Source organism: Streptomyces sp. NPDC059564 (assembly GCF_042735575.1).
Classification (GTDB): Bacteria; Actinomycetota; Actinomycetes; order Streptomycetales; family Streptomycetaceae; genus Streptomyces.
The window spans coordinates 1-23,199 of sequence record NZ_JBHWBP010000067.1 but is presented as its reverse complement, the minus strand read 5'-3'; the positions used below and the strand labels follow the sequence as shown (position 1 = coordinate 23,199).

The following is a 23,199-nucleotide window of genomic DNA, read 5'->3' as shown; positions in this document are numbered from 1 at the left end:
ACCGGCGGTTCCCTTCCAAGGTGCGGATCAACCCGGCACGACGTGCTCCGGCTCGTGTACGGGGGGCTGCTCCGGTCCGTCCCGGAACTGTTCCGCCTGCAGGCGGTAGGCCGCCGCGAAGCTGCCCTGCGCGGCCAGCAGGCCGTCGTGGTCGCCCTGCTCGATCACCTTGCCCCGGTCGAGGACGTAGATGGTGTCGGCGCAGCGCACCGACGCGAGGCGGTGGGTGATGAGGACGACCGTGCGGCCGCTGTCGGCCAGGGCCCGTATGCGGTGGAAGACCTCGATCTCGGAGGCGGCGTCGAGGGCCGCGGTGGGTTCGTCGACGATGACGACGGACGCGTCGCGGAAGTGGGCCCGGGCCAGGGCGAAGCGCTGCTGTTGGCCGCCGGAGAGGCCCTGGCCGCCGTGGAAGCCGCGTTCGAGGAGGGTGTTCCAGCCGCGGGGAAGCGTTCGGATCAAGCCGTCCAGGTCGGCGAACGCCGCGGAGCGCCGCAGGGCGGCCTCGTCGTGGGCGCGTTCGGGACGCCCCAGGGTCACATTGGCGCGGGCCGTGAAGGGCCACTTGAGGAAGTCCTGGTCGACGAGGGCGACGCGGTCGAAGACGGTGTCGCGGTCCAGCTCTCTGATGTCGGTGCCGTCCCAGCCGAGTCGGCCGGAGTCCGGGAGGTAGAGCCCGGCGATCAGCTTCGCCAGCGTCGACTTGCCCGAGCCGTTGTCCCCGACCAGGGCTACGACGCTGCCGCGCGGAATGCGCAGACTCACGCCCGTGACCGCGGGGGCGGCCTGCCCCCGGTAGGTGAACGAGACGTCGTCGAGCTCCAGGACGGCCGGCGATCCGGTCAGCGGAAGGCCACCGGCCGGAATGGCGCGCTCGCGGGCCAGGGCCACCGCGCGGTCCAGGTCCAGGAGGTAGAGCGACTGCTCGTACAGGTAGTTGACGTTCCGCACCAGTCCGGACAGCTGGCTCGTGGTGGTGCGAACGGCCAGCACCGCGGTCCCGGCGGCGGCCATCGGGAGGTGTCCGGAGACCAGGAGCAGCCCGAGGACGGCGTACGTGCTCCCGGTGGCGGCGCCGGACACGGCACCGGCGGCCAGGTCGGTGCCGGCGGCGGCCAGCGCGAGCCGCTTCTGCTCCGCCGTGGACTGATCCGTGAGCTCCCGGTACCGCCGCAACAGATGGGGTCCCACGGCGTGGGCGCGGAGCTCACGGGCCGGGTCGGGGGCCAGTAGCAGGTCGGACAGGCGCCTGCGCACCCGTACGTGGTCGAGCCAGCGCTGGATGCTGCGGTAGACCCGGCGGGCCGTGCGGACCGTGCCGTATCCCTTGGGAAGGGCGGTGAGCAGGAGCAGGGGCAACAGGAGCGGGTGCAGCACGGTCAGCACCCACGCGGCCGCGATCAGTGAGATCAGGCCATTGACCACGGCTACGGCGTGCCCGATCAGCCGGCGCGCGGCGTCGGTGCCGTATTCGGCCGTCTCCAGGAGCCGGCGTACCTGGGCGTCCTCCAGGTCGGCGAGCTCCACCCGGATCGCGTGGGAGAGCAGCCGCAGCGAGGCGGCCCGCTCCACCTGGGGTTCCAGCCGGCCCACCGCCAGCGCGGACAAGGCCGTGAGCAGCGCGACGAGTACCGCCGTACCGGCCACGACCAGCAGGGACGGCAGCGCGGCGCGCACCCGGTCCGGCGTCGGGCCGCCCGCGAACAGGTTGACCAGCACCTCGTTGGTGGCCAGCAGCCCGAAGGCCGTGGCCGTGCCGCGGCCCACCTCCGCGACGGCCACGGTGACGAGGGAGACGCGGTCCACCGCCCAGGCCATCACGGCGGACCGCGCCAGCAACGCGGGGACCCGGCCGGCCATCCGGTGGAAGGGGACCTCCAGCGGCACCTGCTCGTGCCGGGCCGACGCCTCGTCCATCCGGAGGGGGCCCCCGAAGAGTTCCCGTTCCGCGTCGTTCGTCTGCTCCTGATCGGACGTCACTGGGCCCAGCGCCTCCCGTTCCGGTGTCGTTCGTCAGGGTCTGATGGCCGCTGTCTCAAAGTGAGTGCCCTGTCCTGTCGTGTTTAGTTCAATGGGACCTATGACTCGGCTGACCACCACGTCCCGGTCCGGACGGCCTGTGCTCGGCAAGCGGCTGGGCGTCATCGCGTCCTTCGCCGCGCTTGCCGGGTGGCTGATTTTCGTCAGCGTCTCCATCGCCACGGAGGACGACGGCAGCGAATCGAGCCCGCAACGGCTCGCGGAGGCGGTGCAGCGGGAGCTGCGGAAGGGCGACACGGACGCCTTGCAGAAACGCTTCACGGACGACACGGCGGGCGAGAAATACGCCGAGAGCTTCCTCGGCAAACTCAAGGACGTCCCCGAGGACCGGATCGCGGTGCGGGTGGTCCGGGACGCGCTGCGCGTCGACGTCGTCGGTACCCCCTCCTGCACGGCGTGGGCGCTCGTGGAGGCGGACAAGGGGCACTGGAAGCTGGACGCGGCTCCGCCCGCCCCCGGGGCGGGTTGCTGACCGGCGCCGTCACGCCTGCCGCCCCCGGACGTCCCGGGCCCCCGTCTCCCGACCGTCGGCCCGGCCGTTCGCGTCCGGCGTCCCCGCTCCGCCGGTCCGGGTGTCCCAGGCCCGGAGCAGGGCGTCCTCCCGCGCCGGGGTGAGCGCGTAGGCACCGGCCGCGTAGTCCAGGCCCGCCGTACCGCCGGCCGTCATCCAGGCCCAGGTGTCCCGCACGGTCTCGGCAACGGGTCGGGTACGCAGGCCGGTGGCTTCCGCACGGGAGGTGTCCACGGACCAGGCCCCCGCGTCATCGGCGGCCCACAGCGGCAGGCCGAGCCACGGACGGACGTCGTGGGCCCGGAGGAAGGCCCCGTCGGCCCAGACGGTCTCCGCTCCCCTGGTGCCGACGGCGTCCAGGCAGTGCGTCAGCAGTTCGCCGAGCGTGGTCTGTCCCGGCGGGCCGGTGACGTTGAACGCCCCGGCCGGTTGCGGGCCGTCGAGGGCGTCGAGCAGCCAGCGGGCCAGGTCGCGCACGTCGAGGAAGCGCAGCGGCAGGCCGGGCGGCCCCGGGGCAAGGATCCTGCCGCCCCGCGCGGCGCGGTTCAGCCAGCGCGGCAGTCGCCCCAGGTCCTCGTGCGGCCCGAGCAGGAGGCCCGGCCGGACGATGAGGGAGCGCGGTCCGAAGACCTGCGTGACCGCCCGTTCGCAGCCCGCCTTGAGGGTGTCGAAGTCCGCCTCGTCGAAACCGGCGTCGAGGGGGCAGCTCCGTGGCCGGGAGTCGTCGGTGACCGCGGTCCGCGGCCAGCCGAGGGCGGCCAGCGATGAGACGAACGCGTACCGGCCGGCGGCCCCCTCCAGTTCCCGGGCCGAGGCGAGCACGTCCCGGGGGAGCATCCCCGAGGTGTCCACCACCACGTCCCACGGGCCGCACGCGGCCAGCCGCCGGAGGTCCGGCGCCCGCGTGCGGTCACCGCGCACCACCTCGGCGTCCGGGTGGTCCGGGCCGTGCGTCCCGCGGTTGAACGTGGTGACGCGCAGGCCGCGCGCCAGGGCCCGCGCCACCAACGGCCTGCCGAGGAAACCCGTTCCGCCGAGTACCAGGACGTGCATGACTCCCCCTCGCTCGCGGCCTGTTGGACGAGGAGTACGAACACCAGCCGTTCGATTCCCCGGTCGTTTCACCCTGTTGACACACGTTCGAACGCAACTTAACTTTTTTGATCACGTCTTGAAAGCTGTTTCAGAGATGTTCCGAAAAGGAGTGATCCGTCGTGTTATCCGCAACGCTGATCGACCTGGACAGTGAGTTCGACCTCGACATCCACATCGCGTCGCCGGACGCCCTGGACACCGAGCCCACGGCGTGGTGGTGCACCCACCCGTACAGCTGCCGTTGGACCAAGTGCTGTTCGGGCTCCGAGAGCCCCGAGGGCGACCCGACCGCGTTCGGACGCTGACGGGCTGGAGAGCGCCGAAATGAATCGGGACGTCCCGGCCGTCGTGCCCGCAACCCGCTCCGGCCGTGACGTCCCGGTCCGCACGTCACCACGCGACACGGCCCTCGGGATCGTGCGCGAGGCGGCGGGCCGGCTGTGTGACCCGGAGGCGGCGCCCCGGTACGCGGACCTGGCCCGGAGCCGGTCGGCGGGCGGCTTCGAGTTCTGGCCCACCGCGCTGTCCTCGGGGCTGCCCAGCGTCGCCCTGCTGATGACCGAACTCGCCCGCGCCCTGCCCGGCGAGGGCTGGGACGCCGCGGCCCACACCCACCTGAAGGCCCTTGCCGAGGCCACCCGGGCCCGGCCCATCGCCGGCCTGGGCATGCACGGCGGCCTCGCCGGCGTGGCCCTGACCTTCGCCGCGGCCGAGGCCATGGACCCGCGCTACCGCACGGTCCGGCGCTCCCTCGACCGGGCGCTGGCCGAACGCGTCCGGGACCACCCTTGGCGCCATGGCGAGGACGGCGTACAGGACCACGACTACGATGCGGTCAACGGCGCCGCCGGGCTGCTCGGCTACCTCGTCACGGCCACCGACGCCGGTCCGGCCGTCACGGAGGCCGTCACGGTGCTCGTCGACCGCCTCGTCCGGCTGGCCGGTCCGCCCGACGCGCCGCGCTGGCGGATCGCCGCGCACGCCGACGGCCACGGACACCCCGGTGGCCACTACGATCTCGGCCTCGCCCACGGCATCGCCGGCCCGCTCGCCGCCCTCGCCCTCGCCCGCCGCGCCGGCCACGGCGGACCGGCCCTCGACCGCACCCTCGGCGACACCGCCGACTGGTTGTACGCCCGCCGCACGGAGCCCCTCGCCCCGGACGGCGCGCCCGAGTGGCCCGCCACGGTCCCGGCCCCCGCACCCGCCACGGACGCGGGGCAGCCGCCCGGCCGTCCCGGCTGGTGCTACGGCGGCCTCGGCATCGCCCGTGCCCTCTGGCACACGGGCACCGCCCTGGGGCGCGACGACCTCAAGCGGCACGCCCTGCGCCGTGCCGCAGCCGACCACCGGCCCCAACTCGACCACACCGCCGGGGACTCGCCGGGTCTGTGCCACGGCACGGCCGGCCTGCTGCGGCTGTGGACCCTGTTCGCCCCCGACGACCCCGCCGGCCGGGCCCGCGCGGCGGCGGACGCGGCCCTGGCACGGCTGATCGCCGAGTACGACCCGTCCACCCCCCTCGGCTACCGCGACGAGGAACGACCGGGAGTCCATCTGGACGACCCCGGCTTCCTCACCGGCGTCTGCGGCGTGCTGCTGAGCATGCTGGCCGCCGTCACCGACACGGCCCCGCTGTGGGACCGCGGCCTGCTCATCGACTGACGGAGCGGCACCGCCGAAGCGGCACACGCTTTCGAAGGATGCGTCGCCCCACCCATGGTGAAGGAGAGAGAGCGCACGTGACCGTCCGCACCGCGGCCCCGGGCCGGCCCCTGTACGAGCCCGCACCGTTCTACGTTCTGCGGGCCCCGGCACTGAGCACGGACGTCTTCTCACAGGCCGGCCCCCGGCCCGGTACCGATGTGCGCACGTGGGAGGCGGACCTGCTCCGCACGGCCGCCCTGCCCGCCGTGCGGTTCGCCCTCCGGCTCGCCAGCCCCTCCCTGGCCGACGCCGTAGCGCACCGCCTCGCCGGGTCGGATCCGTCCGATGCGACCGCCGACGCGCAGGAGTCGCGGCGGCGCGCCCGCACGCGCGCCGCGCTGCTGCGCTACGTCACCCGCATGAGCACACGCCCCACCCCATTCGGGGCGTTCGCGGGTGTCTCCGTCGGCCGCTTCGCCGACAGCAGCACCGAGCGCTTGGGCGCCACCGCCCTCGCCGCCGTCCGCACCCGCGCCGACTTCGGCTGGCTGCTCGGCGTCATCGAACGGGTCGAACAGGACGAGACGCTGCGCGCCGCCCTGCCCGTCCACGTCAACCGCGCCTGCCACGTCGTGGACGACCGGCTCATCCTGCCGCAGGCCGACGTCTACGGGCGGCGCGACGTCCGGCGGGCCACGGTCCGGATCTCCCGCCCGGTCGCCGCCGTCCTCGACCACGCGACGGAACCGGTCGCCTTCGGGGACCTGCACGCCAAGCTCGCCGCCGAGTTCCCCCAGGCCGGTCCGCGACGGATCGCCGGTCTCCTCGGCAAGCTCTGGGACAGCCACTTCCTCGTGGGCGCCCTCCGCCCGTCACCCACCGACCCCGACCCCACCCGCTCCGTGCGCGACGCGGTCGACCGCCTCCCCGGCGGCGCATCGTTCACCGCGGCCCTGGACGACGTCCTCGCCCGCACCGCCGGCCTCGACCGCGCCGCGCCCGCGGACGCCGACGACGCACTGCGCGCCCTCCACCGCAGCCAGCACGCGCTGTGCACCACCACGCCGGCCGCACAGGCCGACGCACGCCTCGCCACCCTCGGCCGCACCCTGCACCGGGACGTGGCCCGGGCCGCCGCCGACGCCGCGGAGATCCTGCTGCGGCTGGGCCGGTTCCCGCACGGCCACGACCACCTGTCGACCTACCGGGACGCCTTCCTGGAGCGGTACGGCATCGGGGCCCAGGTGCCCGTGGAGGAGTTGCTGTCGCCCGAAACCGGGCTCGGACCACCCGCCACCTACACCGAACCGCGCCCCGTGCGACCCCCCAGCCCCCGGCCCCCCGCCCGTGAACAGGATCGCGACGACATCCTGCTGCGCGTCGTCAGCGGCGCCCTCAACTCCGGGGAGACGGAGGTCGAGCTGACCGACGACCTGATCACCCGGCTCACCCGCTGGACACCCGCCGACTCGCCCGCCCCGTCCGCCCTCGACGTGTTCGTCCAGCTGCACGCCCGCAGCCGGGAGCACCTCGACCGCGGCGACTGGCGGGCCGTCCTCGGCGTCACCCCCCTGGCACCGGGCGGCCGCTCCCTCAGCCGCTTCCACGACCTGCTGGACGAGGCCGAACTCTCGGCCCTGCGCGAGCTCTACGAGGCCGAGGCGCGCGGCGAGGGAGCCCTGCCGGTCGAGCTCAGCTACCTGCCCAGCGCGGGCCGGGCGGCGAACGTCGCCCTCCACCCGGTCGTCCGGCCCTATGAGATCGCCGTCAACGTGACGCCGTCCGTGCCCGCGGACCGCGTGCTGCCGCTGTCCGACCTCACGGTGGGCGTCGAGGGCGGGCGGTTCGTCGTCCGGTCCCGGCGGCTGGGCCGTCGACTGGCCGTCGGACAAAGCCACATGCTGACCCTCATGCAGGCGCCGAACGTCTGCCGGTTCCTGCTCGAAATCGCGGAGGACGCCCGCCCCCTGCCGTCCGTCTTCCACTGGGGCGGAGTCGGCAAGGCCCCGTTCCTGCCGCGTCTGGTCCGGGACCGGATCGTGCTGAGCCCCGCCCAGTGGAACCTCACCGACACCACGGTGGTCCCGGAGGGCTCGGGCAGCGCGGACGAGCGCTGGTTCCGCGGCGTCCAGCGCTGGCGCCGGGAGTGGCGCGTGCCGCGCCACGTGTACCTGGTCGAATTCGACAACCGCCTGCTCCTGGACCTGGAACACCCCGCCTTCGCCGCCGAACTGGCCGCCCAGCTGCGCCGGGCCGGGGAACAGGGCCGGCGAAGGGTCGTCGTCCAGGAGATGCTGCCCGACTTCGATCACCTGTGGCTGCGGGACGAGGCCGGGGCGTCCTACCTCTCCGAGGTCGTCGTCCCGGTGGTGACGACGGGCAGCCTCCGCGCCGGAAACGCGCCGACGGAGGCGACCACCCCCGGCCAGGGCCCGGCCCGGCGATCCGACCGGGTCCTCGCCCCGGCGGACCGCCGGTGCCTGCCCGGCGGCGACTGGGCGTACCTCAAGCTCTACGGCACGCCGGAGCAGCTCGAACACCTGGCGTCCGGCCATGTCCCCGGCCTCGTCCGGAATCTCGAGGACGACGGCCTGCTGGACCGCTGGTTCTGGATGCGGTACGCCGATCCGGACCACCACCTGCGCCTGCGGCTGCGTGGCGCAAGCCCGGAGGCGGGGGAGAGCGTGCTGACCCGGGCCCTGCGCTGGGCCCGCGCGGCGGCCGACGCCGAGGGGCTGGCCGCCGTCGTGGTCGACACCTACCGGCCGGAGACCGAACGGTACGGCGGTCCGGCCGCGCTCGCCGCCATGGAGCGCGCGTTCGGCGCCGACAGCACGGTCTGCGCGGCCGTGCTCGGCGACGCGCGGGCCGCGGATCCCGGCCCGGACCGCCTCATGGAGGCCACCTTCACCCTGGACCGTTTCTTCGCCCACTGGGGACTCGACGCCGCCGAACGCCTCTCCCTGGCAGCCGACCTGAGCGAGGGCCACCGCGCGGACGACACCGTCCGCGGCCTCGTCCGCCGGCTCGGCCTGCGGATCACCGCCGCCGACCACCCCGCGCCCGCCGGGACCCGGGAAGACACCCCGCCGCCGGACCTCCTCCGCCCGTACGCCGACCTGCTGCCCGCGGTCGCCGGCACGGCGGACAGGCTGCACCGGGCCGGGGAACTGTGGCGGCCCCCGCGTGAGATCCACGCGAGCCTCGCGCACATGCACGCCAACCGACTCTTCGGCATCGCCCGCGAATGGGAAAACCGGATGTACGCGCTCTGGGTGCGGGCGCTGCGCGCCGCGGCCCACCGGGGAGCGGTGGCGGACGAACGGGCCGGGACGGCACGAGACAAGAGGAGTGTGGAAAGCCCGTGATCACCCATCCGCTCGACCGCCCCGAGGACGTCGCACGAGCCGCCGGGGCCTTCCGGGAAGACGGTTACGTCGTGCTCGACGGCCTGTTCACCGAACAGGACGTGGCCGGCTTCCGGAGGCTGCGCGAACGGGCCGTCGCCGACACGCGATTCACCGACGGCACCGACGACCGGCCGCTCTTCGTCACCAACCTGGTGGAGCGCTATCCCCAGGAGGTCTGGCCGGTGGTCAGCGGGCCCCGGCTGCTGCGGTTCGCGGAAGCCGTCATGGGCCCCCGGGTCCAACTGGACAGCACCGTGCTGTTCGGGGCCCCGGCGATGGAGAGCGAACTCCGCGGCCTGCCGGTGCACTGGCACCGCGACCGCTTCGGCTCCTTCCCGGGGGGCGGCTACGCCCACCCCCTGCTGATCATCTGCTTCCTCTACCTCCAGCCCATGACGGACGACGCGGGCCCCCTCCGCGTCGTCCCCGGCTCCCACCGCCGCGCCGTGACGATCGCCCCCGACGCGCTGGACCGGCCCCACCCCGAGGAGCGACTGCTGGCCACCCGGCCGGGCCACCTCGTCGTCATCCACCACAACCTGCTGCACTCCGGCTCGCACAGCGTCCTGGCGGAGGAGCGGCAGTTCCTCGGCATCGGGTTCAACACCTCCGCGATGCGCCAGGACGACACCTTCACCGGCCCCAACTGCACCGCCCTCGCCCGCACCGCGCGCCGCACCGGCGACCGGCGGGCCCTGCGGCTGCTGGGCCGCGACGACACGATCAACCTGCGCCAGAACGCGGGCTTCACCTCACCCGAGGATTCCGTCTGGGCGCGCTGGGCGGACGAAGACGACCGCGCGCTGGACCCGGTGGAGGACAAGGCCGTCCGCACCGCCCGAGCCGCGCTGCTCCCCGACAGCCCCCAAGGACCGACGGCGTAAGCCGGCAAGGAAGGAAGATCCCCCGATGCGACTCTCTCGGGAGCAGATCGAGCACTACCGCTGCTTCGGCTACGTCGTGCTGCCCCGACTCCTGAACGACGACGAGACCGGACGCCTGACGGAGGAGGTCCGACGGGCCCACGCCGACGCCTTCGTCACCGACGAGCGGACCGACGGGGGCGGGATCCCCGGCCGCTACCTGCCCATGATGACGCCGGACCGGACCCCGCTCAGCCTGTCCCTGCTGGAGGACCCCCGGTTCCTCGACACGGCCGGGCAACTCGTCGGGAACGTGCTGCCGACCTTCGCGGAAAGCGTCCTCTTCTACCGGGAGGCCCCGCTGCACAAGGACGCGGTCCCGGGGATGTCCGGCGTCAAGCTCATCATGTACCTGGAGCACGTGACGGGCGACACCGGTGCGCTCCGGGTGCTGCCCGGCTCCCACCACGCCGACTACAGCGCCGTCCTGGCCGAATGGCACCGCGAGTCCGGCGTCTGGGCGGGTGAGTGGGACGGCAAGCGCCTGCGCCGCCAGCTCGCCGGGCTCCCCCTCCAGGTGCTGGAGACCCGGCCGGGCGACGTCGTGGCCTTCGACTGGCACCTCTGGCACGCGACACTCGGCGGCATCGACCGCCACCAGTGGACGGTCAGCTACGTCAGGGACCCGGAGACCCCGGAGGAGACCGAGCGCTTCCGTCGGCAGATGGCGGCCGTCGACGAATCCGGGCTGGACCTCCCGTACGACCCGGCAAGGTACCCGCGGTACGCGCCGGCCTGGCTGACCACGGGGCTCGGGGACGAACGGCACGACCGGACCATCGGACGCATGCGGGAGCTGGGCATGGTCGCGGAGGAGCCGGAGGCGGCACCTTCCGCGCACTGAACCGGGTGAGGGCGGATCCCGAGCGCGGCGACGGCCTCGTCAAGTTGCCGGCGCCTTCGGCGAGTTCGGGTACGCGGAGGTACGGCCGGCCCGGAGGGGCCATCCCGGTCGGCCGGTCGTGCCGGTGACAGCGGCCCGGGTCGGCGGCGACGCCGTCCTCCAGCGCTTCAGCTGATCAAGGCACCCCGTACTGCCGGCCGGGCCGGCGCTGCCCCGACGAGCAGGCCCACGGCGAGCACCAGCGGCGCGATCACCCCGCCGTACAGCACCACGTCGCCCGCCAGCCGCACCAGCACGCCAGACGGCGATGATCCGCGCCGGGAACCCGTGATCGAGAGCCCCGTTCCCCGTCCGGCAGGCCTGCCGGCACCTGGAACAGCCCGCCGCCATCAGCACCGCCACCAACAGCCGCTCCGGTCCGCGTCGCCCGCGTAGGCGCAGTGCTGATGGACGTCGGCACCACGGAGGTGGATCCGGTCGCCTGCGAGGTAAAGGTGCCGACCAGTCGGCGTCGACGAAGACCTGGCTGACCAGGCTGTACGGGCGGGGGGATCTTGACTGCTCGCCGGGAGTGAAGTTACGTTGAACATACAGGTAAATGGTTAAAGTGAATGCACGGCAAAACGGGGGCTGTTCAGTGATCACGATCGAGGAGCGTATCGAGCTTCACATCCTGAAGCGAATGCTGAATGAATGCACGACGAAGGGCCGAACGGTTTCCCTCATAACGGGCCCGGGTGGTGCGGGGAAAACGGAACTCTTGTCCAGCTTCTCTGGGTACGCAAAGAACATCGGCGCCTTGGTGTTGAGTGCGTCGGGGGCCCGTTCTGGGCAAGTCCACTGCTTAGACGTGCTGGCGCAGTTATTCCGCTCCATCGAACCGGGCGCTGAGACGGGGGAGCGGATCGAGCGTCTCCTGTCTTCGCGGGAATCAGACTCCCGAGATTCTTCGCTGAGTGTCTGTGCGGTGGATGAACTGACAGCGATTCTCCTCGAGGCTGCTGGCGGGCGACCTCTGGTGCTGGCTGTCGATGATGCGCAGTATGCGGATCCGGCCAGTTTGCAAGCCCTCTTCTTGGTGCTGCGCCGACTCGCAACGAGTCCGGTCGTCGCTGTATTTACCGAGTGGCGGATATTCAGCGCCAGGCCTCCACTGGTATTGGCTGAATTCATCAAGCAGCCATACTTTCATCTCTTGGGTCTGGAGCCGCTCTCTCTTGGCGGCGTGACCGATTGGCTGCGGCAGCGACGTCTGGCCGAGGCGAGCGCGGAGCGGCTCGCCCCTTCCTTCCTCGCGGCGACAGGTGGCAGTCCACTGCTCCTGCAAGCGCTGTTCCAGGATCAGCGCCACGGGTTCGATGAGCGTGACTCCGGAGACGGCGCGTCGGTTTCCATGAGGGGTGACGTGCTCATAGGGGATCACTTCAAGGTGGCTGTCGAGGCCTGCCTGCACCGCTGGGATCCTCAATTGCTCGATGTGGCCCGTGGCTTGGCCGTCCTCGGTGCTCCGGCATCGGCCGGCGTGCTGGTGCGGCTGCTCAAAAGTGAGCAGCGGACCGTGGTGGAGGCGTTGAACGCCCTTGCCGGAGCGGGATTGCTCCGCTCCGGATGGTTCTGCCACCCGGCTGCCCGGGCCGCCGCGTTGAGCGGGCTCGACAGTGAGGAGCTCGCCGCACGGTACGAGCGCACCGCGCTGCTGCTTCACACCGATGGGGCACTGCCATCGGAGGTTGCGGAACGCCTGGTTGCCGCGGGGGGCGTCGCGGGAAGGTGGTCCGTGGACGTCCTCCGCAACGCGGCCTGGCAAGCGCTGCGGGAAGGGAATCCGAGTCGCGCGGCCGAGTTCCTCGAGGTTGCCCATCAAGCCTGCGGTGACGCTCAGGAGCGGGCCGAGGTCTTGGGGTCGCTGGCACGGGTCTTGTGGCTGGGGAATCCAACCGCGGTGACCTCACTGCTGGTGCCGCTGTACGCCTTGCTCGAAGACGGGAGTCTGGCCGATCGCGGCATTGTGGCGCTGAGTACCTTCCTTGCCTGGCAAGGCCGGGCTGACGAGGCGGCCACCGTGCTCGAGCAGGTTGGCGCGCAAGAAGACGAGTTCGACTTGACCGGTGCTGCCGAGTTGACACTCGCGCGTCAGTGGATTCGATGGGTGGTGCCCCTCAAGGGAACGGACGGTGCCGATGGAGCCACCACGGCGAATTGCATCGAGGAGGCAGCCGAGTGTGAGTCGTGGAGTGACCTCGTAAAGAGTGCCGAACAGGTCCTGCAGTGCTGCAGAATCGCCGATGCTCTACCGGTCACGGTGCTGTCCGCTCTGCTCGTTCTCACCTTTGACAACAGATTGGACGATGCCCAACGCTGGTGCGAAACGCTCAGGCCGGAGGCCGAAGCGCATCAGGCCGTGGCTTGGGTGGCCATGCTCGCGGCTGTCCAGGGACTGGTGGCGGTGCGCAGGGGTGATTTGGTTGATGCCGAGCGGCACTCTCGCCGAGCATTGACCGTGATGCCTCAACACAACTGGGGTGCAGCCCTCGGGTTACCGTTGTCCTGTCTCGTCCACGCCACCACGGCCATGGGTGAAATGGACGAAGCGGAGAGGCTCGTGAAGGAGGCGCTTCCCGAGGTGCATCGAAATCCATTCTGGTTGCACTTCTTGCATGCGCGTGGACGTTTTTACATCGAAAGTAACCGCCCGTATGCGGCGTTGGCGGATTTTCAGGCGTGCGGTCGCTTTCTCACCGGAAGTATTCTCGACCTTCCGAATTTTGTCCCATGGCGGAGTGACCTGGCGGAGGCGTGGTTGCGTCTCGATGATTCACTCAGTGCCAAAGCCGTCCTCGCGGATCAGTTGAGGCTGGCGAACGTCGACGACAGGCGAGTGCGTGGTCGCTCCCTGCGGATCATGGCCGCGACGTTGAAGAATCCAGCCCGCGCTTTCATGCTGAGAGACGCGGTGAAGGTGCTGCTCGAATCCGGGGATCGGCTTGAGCTGGCCATTGCGCTCGCTGATTCGAGTGATGCCGAGCTTGCGTGCGGCCATTTCTCCGAATTCAGGCTCAGTGCACATCAAGCAAAGCAGATGGCCAAGATGTGTGGGGCCGAACCGCTCTACCGGAGGCTGCAAAATTCCGATGGCACAGAAGAACCGGGTGATACTCAAACGGTGCAGAAGGACATCCACAGGTTCGCCTTGCTCAGTGAATCCGAGCGCAAGGTCGCGGCCCTGGCGGTACAGGGGCGGAGCAACCGTGAGATAAGTCAACTTCTCTTCATCACGATGAGTACGGTGGAGCAGCATCTCACCAAGACTTACCGAAAACTCGGAGTGAGCGGCCGCTTCGGCCTGCCGGTGGAGCTGAGCCTGGTGGGCTCACTGGACCACTGAACCGCTCCGCGCCCGGTCAGGTCGGCGAGCACTCCCAAGGGCGCGAGGATGCCCAAGAATCAGTAAAGAAACAGTGTGGACGTGCGGTCGCAGGCCCGCTGACCAAGCCTGGAGCCCGTCGCGGCGCGGTGCGCTGGGGTAGGACGTCCGTCCGATAGGGGGGTGATCAGGGGTGGGGGACCGCACTTGATCGCCGGTACGTTGAAGCGCGATGGCGGGGAGTTTCCATTCAGGTCGATCGAACGAAGGAAGAGCCTTGACTGAAACATTATCCGGTCGTGAAATCGAGATTGCCTGGCCCGACCTGGGCATCACCGTGACCGCGGAACTCGACGGCCGTAACGCTGAACTTGCCGATGCGCTGTGGGAGGCATTGCCCTACCAGAGTCTGCAGGGACACGCGCTGGTGGCGGGACAGCACCTCTATCACGCGGCACCGATCCCGTCGCTGCTGCATCTGTCCGCGTCCACTCGGATAGCAGATCGACGCGAGGCACCCGATGGGACCGTATTCTGCTCCGCGCTCCAGCACTTGGGCATCAAGTACGGCACGCTGACCGAACCGATGCCGGCATCCCCGGTGGGCCGGATCCGGCAAGAGGATATACCGGCACTGCTGGAGGCCGGGCAGGCCATCTGGGATTCGGTCTATTCGACGAAGAAGCCGATCCTGGTGGAGGTCCGCAAGGCGGGAACCAACGGCGGCCACCGCATTCCGCAACTGACCGCGAAAGATCCCGACGCGATCCGTCTCATCCACGACGTGTACACCGCGACCGAGCGGGCTTGGCTGTCCGAACCAAAGGAGCTCGCCGACCTCCACGCGGGGTTGATCCCTTCCGGTGCGGGAAGCTTCGAGACGGTGCTGCCCACTCTGTTGTTCGTCAACGGCGAGACCCGCCCGCTGGGGTATGCCACCTACGGTGGTCTGGTCCGGGCCGCGGTCCAGGGCATGCCGATGGATTCATTGCGGCACATGGCGCGCCTGCTGGTCGGCATTCCGGCCGAGTTCCTCGGCTATTGCGGCCTGGAGCAGCTCTGGAGTTTCACCCAGCGCTTCCTGAGCTGTCTCGACCAGCTCGATCGCGATGACTTCCTGAGTGTGGCGGGCCAGTTGGCCCTCTACATCAACTGCTTGGGCGGTTGGAATCTGCACCTGTACCCGTGGGACTCCGGAGATCACCTGCGTCAACTGCGCCCCGATGAACCGGCCCGCCGGCCGTGAGCCAACTCCCCGAACGTGCGGACGTCGTCGTCATCGGCGGCGGCGTCATCGGCACCTCGATAGCGTGCCAGCTCGCCGAGTCGGGCGTCGGTACCGTCCTGCTGGAGCGTGGCGCGCTCGGATCGGGATCGTCAGGGACCACTGCGGGCGTCGTGCGTACCTACTTTCCCGGCAACGCTCTCATCAGCAGCCTCGCCGTCCGGAGCCTGGCGGCCTACCACGCCTTCACCGAACGGACCGGAACCGACCTCGGCCTGAAACGTATCGGCCTGCTCGTACTGTTCACCGACGAACGTCAGGTGCAGGACTTCCGGCACACCCAGGCTGCCCAGCAGGCAGCTGGAGTGGATGTCGAACTCGTGACCGCCGCTGAGGCAGCGCGGCTCAACCCGCTGGTCGACGAGCGAACCATCCTGGCGGCAGCCTGGTCGCCCGAGGCCTACGCCTGCGACCCCGCCGCGATCGTGCGCGGCTACGCCGCGGCCGCCCGGCAGGCCGGCGCCATCCTGCGCACGGAAACACCCGTCACGAGCATCGACCCGGACGGGCGGGTCCACACGCCTGCGGGGAGCATCCGCGCCGACACCATCGTCTGCGCGGCAGGCCCCTGGGCGGGGACGGTCGCCGCCATGGCCGACGTGCGCGTTCCCGTGACCACGTACCCCGTCGACATGCTCCTGACCGACACCCCCGGCAGTGCTCCGCGCGCGGCCATGCCGATGACCATGCACCCGTCCAGCCTGCGGATTCGAAGCTGGGGAGACCGCGTTCTCGTCGGAATGGGCCGCCCCGCTCCGGACGAAAGCCGACAGGACTGGCTGCAACGGGTGTCACACCACCTCGGCACGACCTTCCCGGCCCTCGCCGGCAACGGGCTGGAACACGGGTGGAGCGGAGACCTCGATGTCAGTCCGGACGGGATGGCTTTCATCGGCCGCGATCAGTCCCGCCCGTTCCTCTACGCGGCTGGATTCTCCGGTCAGGGACTGTGTCAGGCACCTGCCGCCGGAGAGATCATCCGAAACCTCGTACTCGGCAAGGAATCCTGGACCGACACGGCCGGCCTCTCCACCGCCCGCTGCCTCGGCGGTCCGGCCGCGACCGGGTAGGAAGAACGCACAGTTGCCGGACATTTATTCAACTCATTCGAGAGGGTATCCATGGTCGAGCAGACTGGCGGAGAGTTCGTCCGGGAGATGATGCGGTGGCACTTCAGTCCGGAGACCGGGTCGTCGTTCTGGCTGAAACGGGCCGAGAGCCTCGACTTCGATCCGCTGACCGATGTCCGGGATTTCGACGACCTCAGCATGTTTCCCAATGTGGTGGACGAGCTGCGCGATGTCGGTGTCCGTGAGCTCATTCCCCGTGGCTACGGTGACGAGCACGGGGCGGCCGTCTACGAAAGCGGCGGTACCACAGGGCGGCCCAAGGGAGTCCCGTACAGCGCGGAGTGGCACCGGCGCAGCGTCGAATGGTTCAGTGAGCGACTGGACTCTCACGGCGTACCTCGACATGTGGACTGGCTCAGTGCCGTCCCCACCGGGCCGCACAATGTCGGAGCCATGGCCGCCGACACCGCGATGGCTCGCGGTGGGCTGAACTTCAGCATCGATCTGGACCCGCGATGGGTCAAGAAGCTGATCGCGGAAGGCCGGACGGACATCGCCGACGCCTACACCGATCACCTCATCGAACAGGTCGCCCACATTCTGACCGGCCAGGATGTGGGCGTCCTCTTCGCCACCCCGCCGCTGCTGGAGCGCCTTGCGCAGCACGACGATCTGGTCGGGTTGGTGAACCGGAAGGTTCGCGCGATCATCTGGGGCGGTACGCATCTGGACGCCGACACCCGAGATCTGCTGCGCGACGAGGTGTTCGGAAACGCCACGTTCGTCGGCGGGTACGGCGGCACGATGATGCTGGGGACATCGGTGGAGCGACCCGGCCTCGGTGACGACGAGCCGTGCGTGTTCGACTCCTTCGCTCCGTACACCACGTTCCGGGTGGTCGACCCCGACACCGGCCGGGTCGTTCCGTACGGCGAGCGCGGGCAGATCGTCGTGCATCACATGAGCCGAGCTGCCTTGCTGGTCAACAACATCGAGCGGGACTACGCAACCCGGATCGCACCGGTGGACGGCGGCTTCGGTGATGCGGTCGCAGACGTCGCACCCGTGGCGTCCTTCGGGGATACGAAGGTGATCGAGGGCGTGTACTGATGCTGTCCCTGGACGTTCTCGGCCCCGGCGGCCCCTACCGGTCCAAGCGCCAGGAGACCATTCGAGATCTCGCCGGAAACCCGGCCGCGACACTGAGTCTCGCACCCTCGCTCTACGTCACCCGCGCGATAAAGGCCCTGCGCCGAGCGCCGGCACTACCCGTCGACACACGGATCGAGGCGTTCGCACGGGCGGGCCGGGCTTTCGCCACGCAGTCGATCGCGGGACTGACGCCGGAGGAATATCAGCACACCGTCAGCGCGGTCACCGGGATACCGATCACGGTGGTGCGCAATGCCACCGACGACATCGCGCGGGCTGCCGAGCGGATCCACCACACCGTGGAGAACGCGCGGCCGGCCGCCGCGGTCGGCTCGTGGCGCGATCCGCGGGCTCGGGGCGGTGCGGCGGTATGGACCCGGCGCGGTGAGGTGTTCGCCGTCCATGCGGCGGGCAATCACCCTGCGGTGCACCAGGGTTGGTTCGATGCCCTGGCGCTCGGCTATCGCGTTGCCGTGCGTCCCTCCCGTCGTGAGCCGTTCACCCCACATCGATTGATCACGGCCCTACGGGAGGCGGGTTTCGGCGACGAGGGAATCGCTTTGCTGCCCACCGACCACACCGTGGCCGACGACATCCTCCGCCACGCCGACTTCGCAATGGTGTACGGCGGCGCGGATGTCGTGGGCAAGTACGCGGGCGATGGACGCATTCTGCCGCAGGGCCCCGGGCGCTCCAAGATACTCATCACCGCCGAAACCGAGTGGGAGCCGATCGTCGACACCATCGTGGAGTCGATCAGCAGTGGTGGGGGCGTCGGTTGCGTCAACGCCACCGGCGTACTGGTCGAGGGCGACCCTTCCCCCGTGGCCGCGGCGATCGCCGAACGTCTTGCCGCGCTGCCCAGCCTGCCCGCGACGGACGAACGCGCGGTCCTGCCCGTGATGCCCGTCGGTCCCGCCCGTCGGTGGGACGCGTATCTGCGGCAGCGGGCCGCGGGCACCAAGGCGTGGCTCGGCGGTGACGGTATCGCCGACGATCTCGGCGATGGTTCCGCAGTGCTCCGGCCGGCGGTGCACCAGCTCGACAGCCCGTTCGCCGAACAGCTCGGGATGGAGTTGGGTTTCCCCTGTGCGTGGGTCGCACCGTGGGACCGCGACGCCGGGATCCGGCCGTTGCGCGACACGCTCGTCCTCACTGCTGTCACCACCGACGAGAACCTGATCGACGAGTTGGTGGCCGAGCCGACCATTGCCAACGTCTACATCGGTGACCATCCGACACCGTGGATGGAGCACGGACTGCCGCACGACGGCTACCTCGCCGAATTCCTCATGCGCACCAAGACGATCCGACGCTGAGCGACAAGGGGGCGGTGCCGGGCACCGCCCCCTTGGCTACCGAGGTCAGCGGTGGTCCGCCAAGTGCGACGTGTCGTTGAAGAACCGCACCGACGCGGTCCCCTCCCCGGAATAGGCCACGGCCGACAGCGAGGCCGCCGACAGCTCCATCCGGAACAGCGACGCGGGCGGCGCGCCCAGCGCCAGCCGAACCAGCGTCCGCAACACCCCGACATGCGAAACGACCAACACCGTCTGCCCCTCGTAGCGTGCGAGGAGCCGGTCCCGCGAGAGCGTGGCCCGGCGCGCGACCGCGGTGAACGTCTCCCCGGTTCCGCCCGGGACCGCATCCGCAGAAGCCAGCCACGCTGCCAGCTCGTCCGGGTGGCGTTCGCGCACCTCGGCGAACGTAAGCCCCTCCCAGGCGCCGAAATCCGCTTCAGTGAGCTCTTCGTCGACGTGGACCTCCAGGCCCAGACGTCGCGCCGCTGCCTCGGCCGTCTGCTGGGCCCGGCGCAGCGGTGAGGACACCACCGCCTGCACCGCGCCGCGTGCCACGAGCCTCCGGGCGGCGGCCTCGGCCTGCCGCCGACCGGTCTGCGACAACGCCGGATCCGAGCCGCCGCTGCCGGAGATCCGCTTCTCCGGTGTCAACGCCGTCTCACCGTGGCGTAGCAGCACCAGGGTGGTGGAGCTGCCCTGGGCGGCGAGCGCATGCACGCCGGCTGCTTCACGACCAGCTCTTGAGCCGGTGTGCATCGGATGACTCCTTTCGTTCACAGCCCCCGTCGTCGGCGGCATGGTGGCGGAGTGCGCAGTTCAGCGAAGCGCGGCGATGACCGGCGCGAAGTTCTCCATGTTGTATTCCATGATCGTGAAGTAGGTGAAGCCGTAGCGTTCACGGCGTTCCTTGATTTGCTGCGCCATGTCCGCGGGGGTTCCGGTCAACACGCTGGGCACCTCCTCGGGGCTCTGCGCGGCGTCGGGCGGCAGCGGCGCGAACCTGTCGGGTACCGAGGCGCCTTCGGAGGGCGGAATGACCTGCTGCACCAGGAGATTCAGCTCCACGGAGCCGGCGCGGTCACCGAGCAGGCCGCGCACGTAGGCGATTCGTTCTTCCATCTGCGCGGTTCCGGCCAGATGGAGTGCGTCACCGTCGGTGCTGGCCCAGCCTCCGGGGAAGGCGATGATGTCGGCGTGCGTGGCGGCCACCCGCAGCAGCCGGTCGCCCCAGCCCGCGATCAGCAGGGGCGGCCCGGACGGTTGGGCTGGACGCGGCTGATATGCAGTGTCGTTGAACAGACGACGCAACGTGGTCACCGTCCGCTCCAGCTGTTCGACCCGCTTTCCGCCGCTGGGGAAGGACATCTCCGCGGTGTCGAACTCGGCCTTCACATAGCCTGCGCCGAGCCCGAGTTCCATACGCCCATCGATGAATTGGTCGGTGCTCGCGACGTCACGCGCGAGAAGCGCGGCGTTGTAGAACGGCGTGTTCAAGACGAACGTGGTCAGCCGTATCCGTTCGGTCGCTTCTGCTGCGAGCACCATTGCTGGAAACGGTGCCGGGAATCCCAGGTGGTCGGCCACTCCGACTACATCAAATCCGAGTTCCTCGGCCCTGCGGCACTTCGCGCGCCACTCGCGTCGTGAACCCGGAACGAACATGTTGACGCCGAAACGTAAGGGGAGTTGGGAAGACATCATGCCTGTGTATCACACACCTTCACCCCGAGAGGAGGCCCACCTCCCCGCGGTTCGGCGCTCGGGTGCGAGCCACACCGAGCGCGGACCCCTCTCCCCTCGCGCGCTCAAGCGGCGGCGGTGAGGGCCTCGAACTCCTTGTCGTCGAGTCGCACCAGTGCGGCGTTGGTGTTCTCCTCCAGATGGGCGGCACTGGACGTGCCCGGAATCGGGAGCGTCACCGGGGAGCGGCGCAACAGCCAGGCGAGGGCGAGCTGCGCGGGGCTCGCGCGGTGCAGCCGGGAGGCGGCGTCCAATGGGCCGCCGGGGCGGGCAAGTTCGCCGGTGGCGATCGGGAACCAGGGGATGAAGGCGATGTTCTCGGACTCGGCGTAGGCGAGTACGTCTTCAGCCGACCGGTTCGAGAGGTTGTAGAGGTTCTGCACGGAGGCGATGTCAGCGTGCGTGCGGGCCTCCTTGAGCTCATCGACCGTCACCTCGGACAGTCCGAGGTGACGGAGCTTGCCCTCCTGCTGCAGCTGGGTCAACGCGCCGAGCTGTTCGGCCAGCGGGACGTCGGGGTCGATACGGTGCAGCTGGTACAGATCGATGCGTTCGAGCCCGAGGTGTCGCAGGCTCAGCTCCACCCGTTGACGCAGGAACTCGGGTCGCCCGTTGGGGCGCCAGTCGTCCGGACCCGGACGCGTCACGCCGCCCTTGGTGGCGATGACCAGGTCATCGGCGTAGGGGTGCAGAGCCTTGCGGATCAGCCGCTCGTTGACGAACGGGCCGTAGGCGTCGGCCGTGTCGATGAAGGTGACGCCCAGCTCGACCGCTCGGCGCAGGACCCGGACGGCCTCGTCCGGATCGCGGGGTTCGCCCCAGACGCCCGGACCGGTCAGTTGCATGGCGCCGTAACCGAGACGGTTCACCGGCAGGTCGCCACCGAGAGCGAAAGTGCCGGAGGCGTCGGCCGGACGTGTGGTGGACTGCGTGCCCAAAATCAATCCTCGAAAGTCGCATACCGAAAGGGACATGGGTCGCAGGGGCCGGCGTAGGTGCGGATTCCCCGGCAACCTCACCGAGCATGCCCCATCACCTGGGCATCGGAAAGGGGGCGGCGACGGCGTCCATCACGTCATCAGCATGTGCTCCCGCTCGGGCGCGCGGTCAGCTGCGAGAGGGGATGCGCAGGGCGAAGCGGCGGGCGGCATCGGTGAAGGCGTCCGGATCGTCGAAGTTCGTGAGATGTCTCGCCCGCGGGATCAATTCGATGCGGGCGTGCGGGTGAGCGCGGACGAAGTCCCTCTCGCCGGACCGGAAGACGGTGTCCTTCTCGCCGTTCAGAAGGAGCACGGGAGCTGCCACACAACGCATCGCGTCCGCGTCGAAGCGGCCCAGTACCTCGCCCCAGGCGGCCGGCAGGGTGTGGCTGCTTCGGGCAGCGCCGCGCGAACTCCAGTGAGGCGTATCCGCCGAGCGAGTGCCCGACGACCAGAGCCGGTAGCCGCCCCGTTCGTTCCCCCGGCGGGCTCCGCTCGTTGAGCGGGCATGGAGCTGCTGCCGATCATCGCGGCGCCGGGCGTCGGTGAACGGGCCGACGCCGCGGCCGATGCCGCCTGTCACCTGTACGACGCCGTCGTGCCCTGGAGCGGCGGCGAGCCCGGCGGGTGGAGCCGGACCGCCGCCGAGGACGCCGCGGAGACCATCGAGACCACCGCGCACGCCCTCGCGCACATCCACCCGCGTGCCGAGGTCATCCTCGCGCCCGTGCACGCGGCCCTCGCCGACCTGCGCCGTCAGCTCGCGCTCGCCCCGGCCGACCTGCTCACCGCCGACGGGGTGCCGCAGACCCCGCGTTCGGTGGGCAACCCGCGCCGGACGCGCTGGGTGCGGGTGCTCACGCCCCCTTTGCCCCGGCAACCGCCGCCTGGTACAGCTTCCTGATCTGCGCGCCGAAGTAGGCGCTGTACGAGGTGTCGGCCGTGGGACCGCCGGTCTTCCAGCCGCCGATCACCCCGACCACGTCCCCGGTGCGGGCGTTCGCGTCGTAGCGCGCGATGAAGGGGCCGCCGCTGGTCCCGCCCGGGAAGCCGGTGCAGTCGATCCGCAGGAACGAACCCGGGCTCTTCGGATCGGTGCTGGTGAACTTCGTCGTCCGGTTGACGCACACGCGCGGACGGGCCGCCGACGCCGGGTGGCCGATCAGGGTCACCTTGGCGTGGGTGAACGTGGCTCCGGTGACGAGGCGGTTGCCGCCGACCGCGTTCTCCAGCCGGACGCCGGCGGCGTTCGGGCCGACGGCGGCGAAGGCCACGTCCAGGGTGGCCGCCTTCTCCGCCCCCTGGGTCTTGTACCGCTGGTCGATCCACACCTTGGCGTGCCCGGCGGAATCGCGCAGCACCGGGAACATCCCGTACGGCTGGGGCTTCGCGCGGGTGTACCGCGGTACGAAGGCCACCTGGCGGGCGTCCGACCCGAGCAGGCAGTGTCCGGCGCTGACCACCATGTTGCGGCCCGGGGAGGAGACCACGCTGGCGGAGCAGAAGTAGGCGCCGGAGCCCTTCATGACGTACATCCGGCCGACGGAGGGGATCCCGTCGAAGTCCTGGCCGACGCCGGCCGTGGCGGGTGCGATGACCGGCCAGGCGGGCGCGCGGGTGGGGGCGCTGGGGGAGGGGAGCGGGGCGGCCGGGCTCGGGGTGGCGACGGGCGTCGGCGTCGCGGTCGGTGCCGGTGGGGCCGTGGGGGCGGCGGGGGCCGCGGGGGTGGCCGGGGCGGCGGGGGTGGCTGTGTCGGCCGGTACCGCCGGGGCGGGCACCGGGGCCGCGGGGGCTGCCGGGACGGGTGAGGCAGGAACGGCCGCCGGGGTGGGGGTGG

18 protein-coding genes and 2 pseudogenes are annotated in these 23,199 nt (G+C 70.6%); 12 read left to right on the top strand and 8 right to left on the bottom strand.

Annotation, left to right across the window (positions count from 1 at the left end; translation table 11 throughout):
• Positions 1-27 precede the first annotated feature (27 nt).
• On the bottom strand, positions 28-1,980 hold the full coding sequence (locus tag ACFV0Q_RS14875) for an ABC transporter ATP-binding protein (RefSeq protein ID WP_385005179.1): 1,953 nt from the start codon (positions 1,978-1,980) through the stop codon (positions 28-30).
• A 100-nt stretch (positions 1,981-2,080) separates the two neighbouring features.
• Between ACFV0Q_RS14875 and ACFV0Q_RS14870 the strand changes: the two genes are divergently transcribed.
• The gene (locus ACFV0Q_RS14870) at positions 2,081-2,512 is read left to right on the top strand and encodes a hypothetical protein (RefSeq protein WP_385005177.1); all 432 of its coding nucleotides are present in this window, start codon (positions 2,081-2,083) and stop codon (positions 2,510-2,512) included.
• 9 nt (positions 2,513-2,521) lie between these two features.
• Here ACFV0Q_RS14870 and ACFV0Q_RS14865 read toward each other — a convergent pair whose 3' ends face one another.
• Positions 2,522-3,604 (bottom strand): NAD-dependent epimerase/dehydratase family protein, encoded by a 1,083-nt coding sequence (locus ACFV0Q_RS14865; RefSeq protein ID WP_385005175.1) that lies wholly within the window; start codon positions 3,602-3,604, stop codon positions 2,522-2,524.
• Between the two features lie 161 nt (positions 3,605-3,765).
• Between ACFV0Q_RS14865 and ACFV0Q_RS14860 the strand changes: the two genes are divergently transcribed.
• From ACFV0Q_RS14860 to ACFV0Q_RS14840, 5 genes are all read left to right on the top strand, one after another.
• Entirely contained in the window at positions 3,766-3,951 is a 186-nt protein-coding gene (locus tag ACFV0Q_RS14860) for a hypothetical protein (protein WP_385005173.1), read from the top strand.
• 19 nt (positions 3,952-3,970) lie between these two features.
• Complete coding sequence (locus tag ACFV0Q_RS14855) at positions 3,971-5,311, top strand: lanthionine synthetase C family protein (RefSeq protein ID WP_385005171.1); 1,341 nt, start codon at positions 3,971-3,973, stop codon at positions 5,309-5,311.
• A 77-nt stretch (positions 5,312-5,388) separates the two neighbouring features.
• On the top strand, positions 5,389-8,661 hold the full coding sequence (locus tag ACFV0Q_RS14850) for a lantibiotic dehydratase (RefSeq protein WP_385005169.1): 3,273 nt from the start codon (positions 5,389-5,391) through the stop codon (positions 8,659-8,661).
• Positions 8,658-9,587 (top strand): phytanoyl-CoA dioxygenase family protein, encoded by a 930-nt coding sequence (locus ACFV0Q_RS14845; protein ID WP_385005167.1) that lies wholly within the window; start codon positions 8,658-8,660, stop codon positions 9,585-9,587. Before ACFV0Q_RS14850 ends, ACFV0Q_RS14845 begins: the two co-directional genes overlap by 4 nt.
• 25 nt (positions 9,588-9,612) lie before the next feature.
• Positions 9,613-10,470 (top strand): phytanoyl-CoA dioxygenase family protein, encoded by an 858-nt coding sequence (locus ACFV0Q_RS14840; RefSeq protein ID WP_385005166.1) that lies wholly within the window; start codon positions 9,613-9,615, stop codon positions 10,468-10,470.
• A gap of 167 nt (positions 10,471-10,637) precedes the next feature.
• Here ACFV0Q_RS14840 and ACFV0Q_RS14835 read toward each other — a convergent pair whose 3' ends face one another.
• The gene (locus ACFV0Q_RS14835) at positions 10,638-10,766 is read right to left on the bottom strand and encodes a hypothetical protein (protein WP_385005164.1); all 129 of its coding nucleotides are present in this window, start codon (positions 10,764-10,766) and stop codon (positions 10,638-10,640) included.
• Between the two features lie 341 nt (positions 10,767-11,107).
• On the opposite strand from ACFV0Q_RS14835, the gene ACFV0Q_RS14830 reads away from it, so the two are divergent.
• The 5 genes from ACFV0Q_RS14830 to ACFV0Q_RS14810 all read left to right on the top strand — a co-directional run bounded on the left by ACFV0Q_RS14830 (position 11,108) and on the right by ACFV0Q_RS14810 (position 18,660).
• On the top strand, positions 11,108-13,855 hold the full coding sequence (locus tag ACFV0Q_RS14830) for an AAA family ATPase (protein ID WP_385005162.1): 2,748 nt from the start codon (positions 11,108-11,110) through the stop codon (positions 13,853-13,855).
• Positions 13,856-14,111: 256 nt separating this feature from the next.
• The gene (locus tag ACFV0Q_RS14825; protein WP_385005160.1) at positions 14,112-15,080 is read left to right on the top strand and encodes a hypothetical protein; all 969 of its coding nucleotides are present in this window, start codon (positions 14,112-14,114) and stop codon (positions 15,078-15,080) included.
• Entirely contained in the window at positions 15,077-16,189 is a 1,113-nt protein-coding gene (locus ACFV0Q_RS14820; RefSeq protein WP_385005158.1) for an NAD(P)/FAD-dependent oxidoreductase, read from the top strand. Before ACFV0Q_RS14825 ends, ACFV0Q_RS14820 begins: the two co-directional genes overlap by 4 nt.
• A gap of 51 nt (positions 16,190-16,240) precedes the next feature.
• Complete coding sequence (locus tag ACFV0Q_RS14815; protein ID WP_385005155.1) at positions 16,241-17,299, top strand: AMP-binding protein; 1,059 nt, start codon at positions 16,241-16,243, stop codon at positions 17,297-17,299.
• Positions 17,299-18,660 carry an aldehyde dehydrogenase family protein gene (locus ACFV0Q_RS14810; protein ID WP_385005153.1) on the top strand — a complete coding sequence of 454 codons (1,362 nt, stop codon included), beginning with the start codon at positions 17,299-17,301 and terminating at the stop codon, positions 18,658-18,660. Before ACFV0Q_RS14815 ends, ACFV0Q_RS14810 begins: the two co-directional genes overlap by 1 nt.
• A gap of 45 nt (positions 18,661-18,705) precedes the next feature.
• On the opposite strand, the pseudogene ACFV0Q_RS14805 reads toward ACFV0Q_RS14810, so the two are convergent.
• From ACFV0Q_RS14805 to ACFV0Q_RS14790, 4 genes and pseudogenes are all read right to left on the bottom strand, one after another.
• Positions 18,706-19,338, bottom strand: a pseudogene (locus ACFV0Q_RS14805) (histidine phosphatase family protein); the annotation flags it as partial.
• 120 nt (positions 19,339-19,458) lie between these two features.
• Positions 19,459-20,340: an LLM class F420-dependent oxidoreductase gene (locus ACFV0Q_RS14800; protein ID WP_385005192.1), complete on the bottom strand. Its 882-nt coding sequence runs from the start codon at positions 20,338-20,340 to the stop codon at positions 19,459-19,461.
• 107 nt (positions 20,341-20,447) lie between these two features.
• A complete protein-coding gene (locus ACFV0Q_RS14795; RefSeq protein WP_385005151.1) occupies positions 20,448-21,320 on the bottom strand; it encodes an aldo/keto reductase in 873 nt (290 codons plus the stop codon).
• 169 nt (positions 21,321-21,489) lie between these two features.
• Positions 21,490-21,675: an alpha/beta fold hydrolase gene (locus ACFV0Q_RS14790; protein WP_385005149.1), complete on the bottom strand. Its 186-nt coding sequence runs from the start codon at positions 21,673-21,675 to the stop codon at positions 21,490-21,492.
• Positions 21,676-21,870: 195 nt separating this feature from the next.
• On the opposite strand from ACFV0Q_RS14790, the gene ACFV0Q_RS14785 reads away from it, so the two are divergent.
• Positions 21,871-22,266 carry a hypothetical protein gene (locus ACFV0Q_RS14785; RefSeq protein WP_385005147.1) on the top strand — a complete coding sequence of 132 codons (396 nt, stop codon included), beginning with the start codon at positions 21,871-21,873 and terminating at the stop codon, positions 22,264-22,266.
• Here the strand turns inward: ACFV0Q_RS14785 and ACFV0Q_RS14780 are convergent.
• Positions 22,220-23,199: pseudogene (locus tag ACFV0Q_RS14780) on the bottom strand (hypothetical protein); the annotation flags it as partial. The gene ACFV0Q_RS14785 and the pseudogene ACFV0Q_RS14780 sit on opposite strands and share 47 nt — an antisense overlap.

Excerpts from the sequence above, each read along its gene's own strand:
- ACFV0Q_RS14870 (WP_385005177.1), top strand. The coding sequence starts at position 2,081 with ATGACTCGGCTGACCACCACGTCCCGGTCCGGACGGCCTGTGCTCGGC.
- ACFV0Q_RS14865 (WP_385005175.1), bottom strand. The coding sequence starts at position 3,604 with ATGCACGTCCTGGTACTCGGCGGAACGGGTTTCCTCGGCAGGCCGTTG.
- ACFV0Q_RS14815 (WP_385005155.1), top strand. The coding sequence starts at position 16,241 with ATGGTCGAGCAGACTGGCGGAGAGTTCGTCCGGGAGATGATGCGGTGG.
- ACFV0Q_RS14785 (WP_385005147.1), top strand. The coding sequence starts at position 21,871 with ATGGAGCTGCTGCCGATCATCGCGGCGCCGGGCGTCGGTGAACGGGCC.
- ACFV0Q_RS14800 (WP_385005192.1), bottom strand. The coding sequence starts at position 20,340 with ATGTCTTCCCAACTCCCCTTACGTTTCGGCGTCAACATGTTCGTTCCG.
- ACFV0Q_RS14810 (WP_385005153.1), top strand. The coding sequence starts at position 17,299 with ATGCTGTCCCTGGACGTTCTCGGCCCCGGCGGCCCCTACCGGTCCAAG.
- ACFV0Q_RS14855 (WP_385005171.1), top strand. The coding sequence starts at position 3,971 with ATGAATCGGGACGTCCCGGCCGTCGTGCCCGCAACCCGCTCCGGCCGT.
- ACFV0Q_RS14840 (WP_385005166.1), top strand. The coding sequence starts at position 9,613 with ATGCGACTCTCTCGGGAGCAGATCGAGCACTACCGCTGCTTCGGCTAC.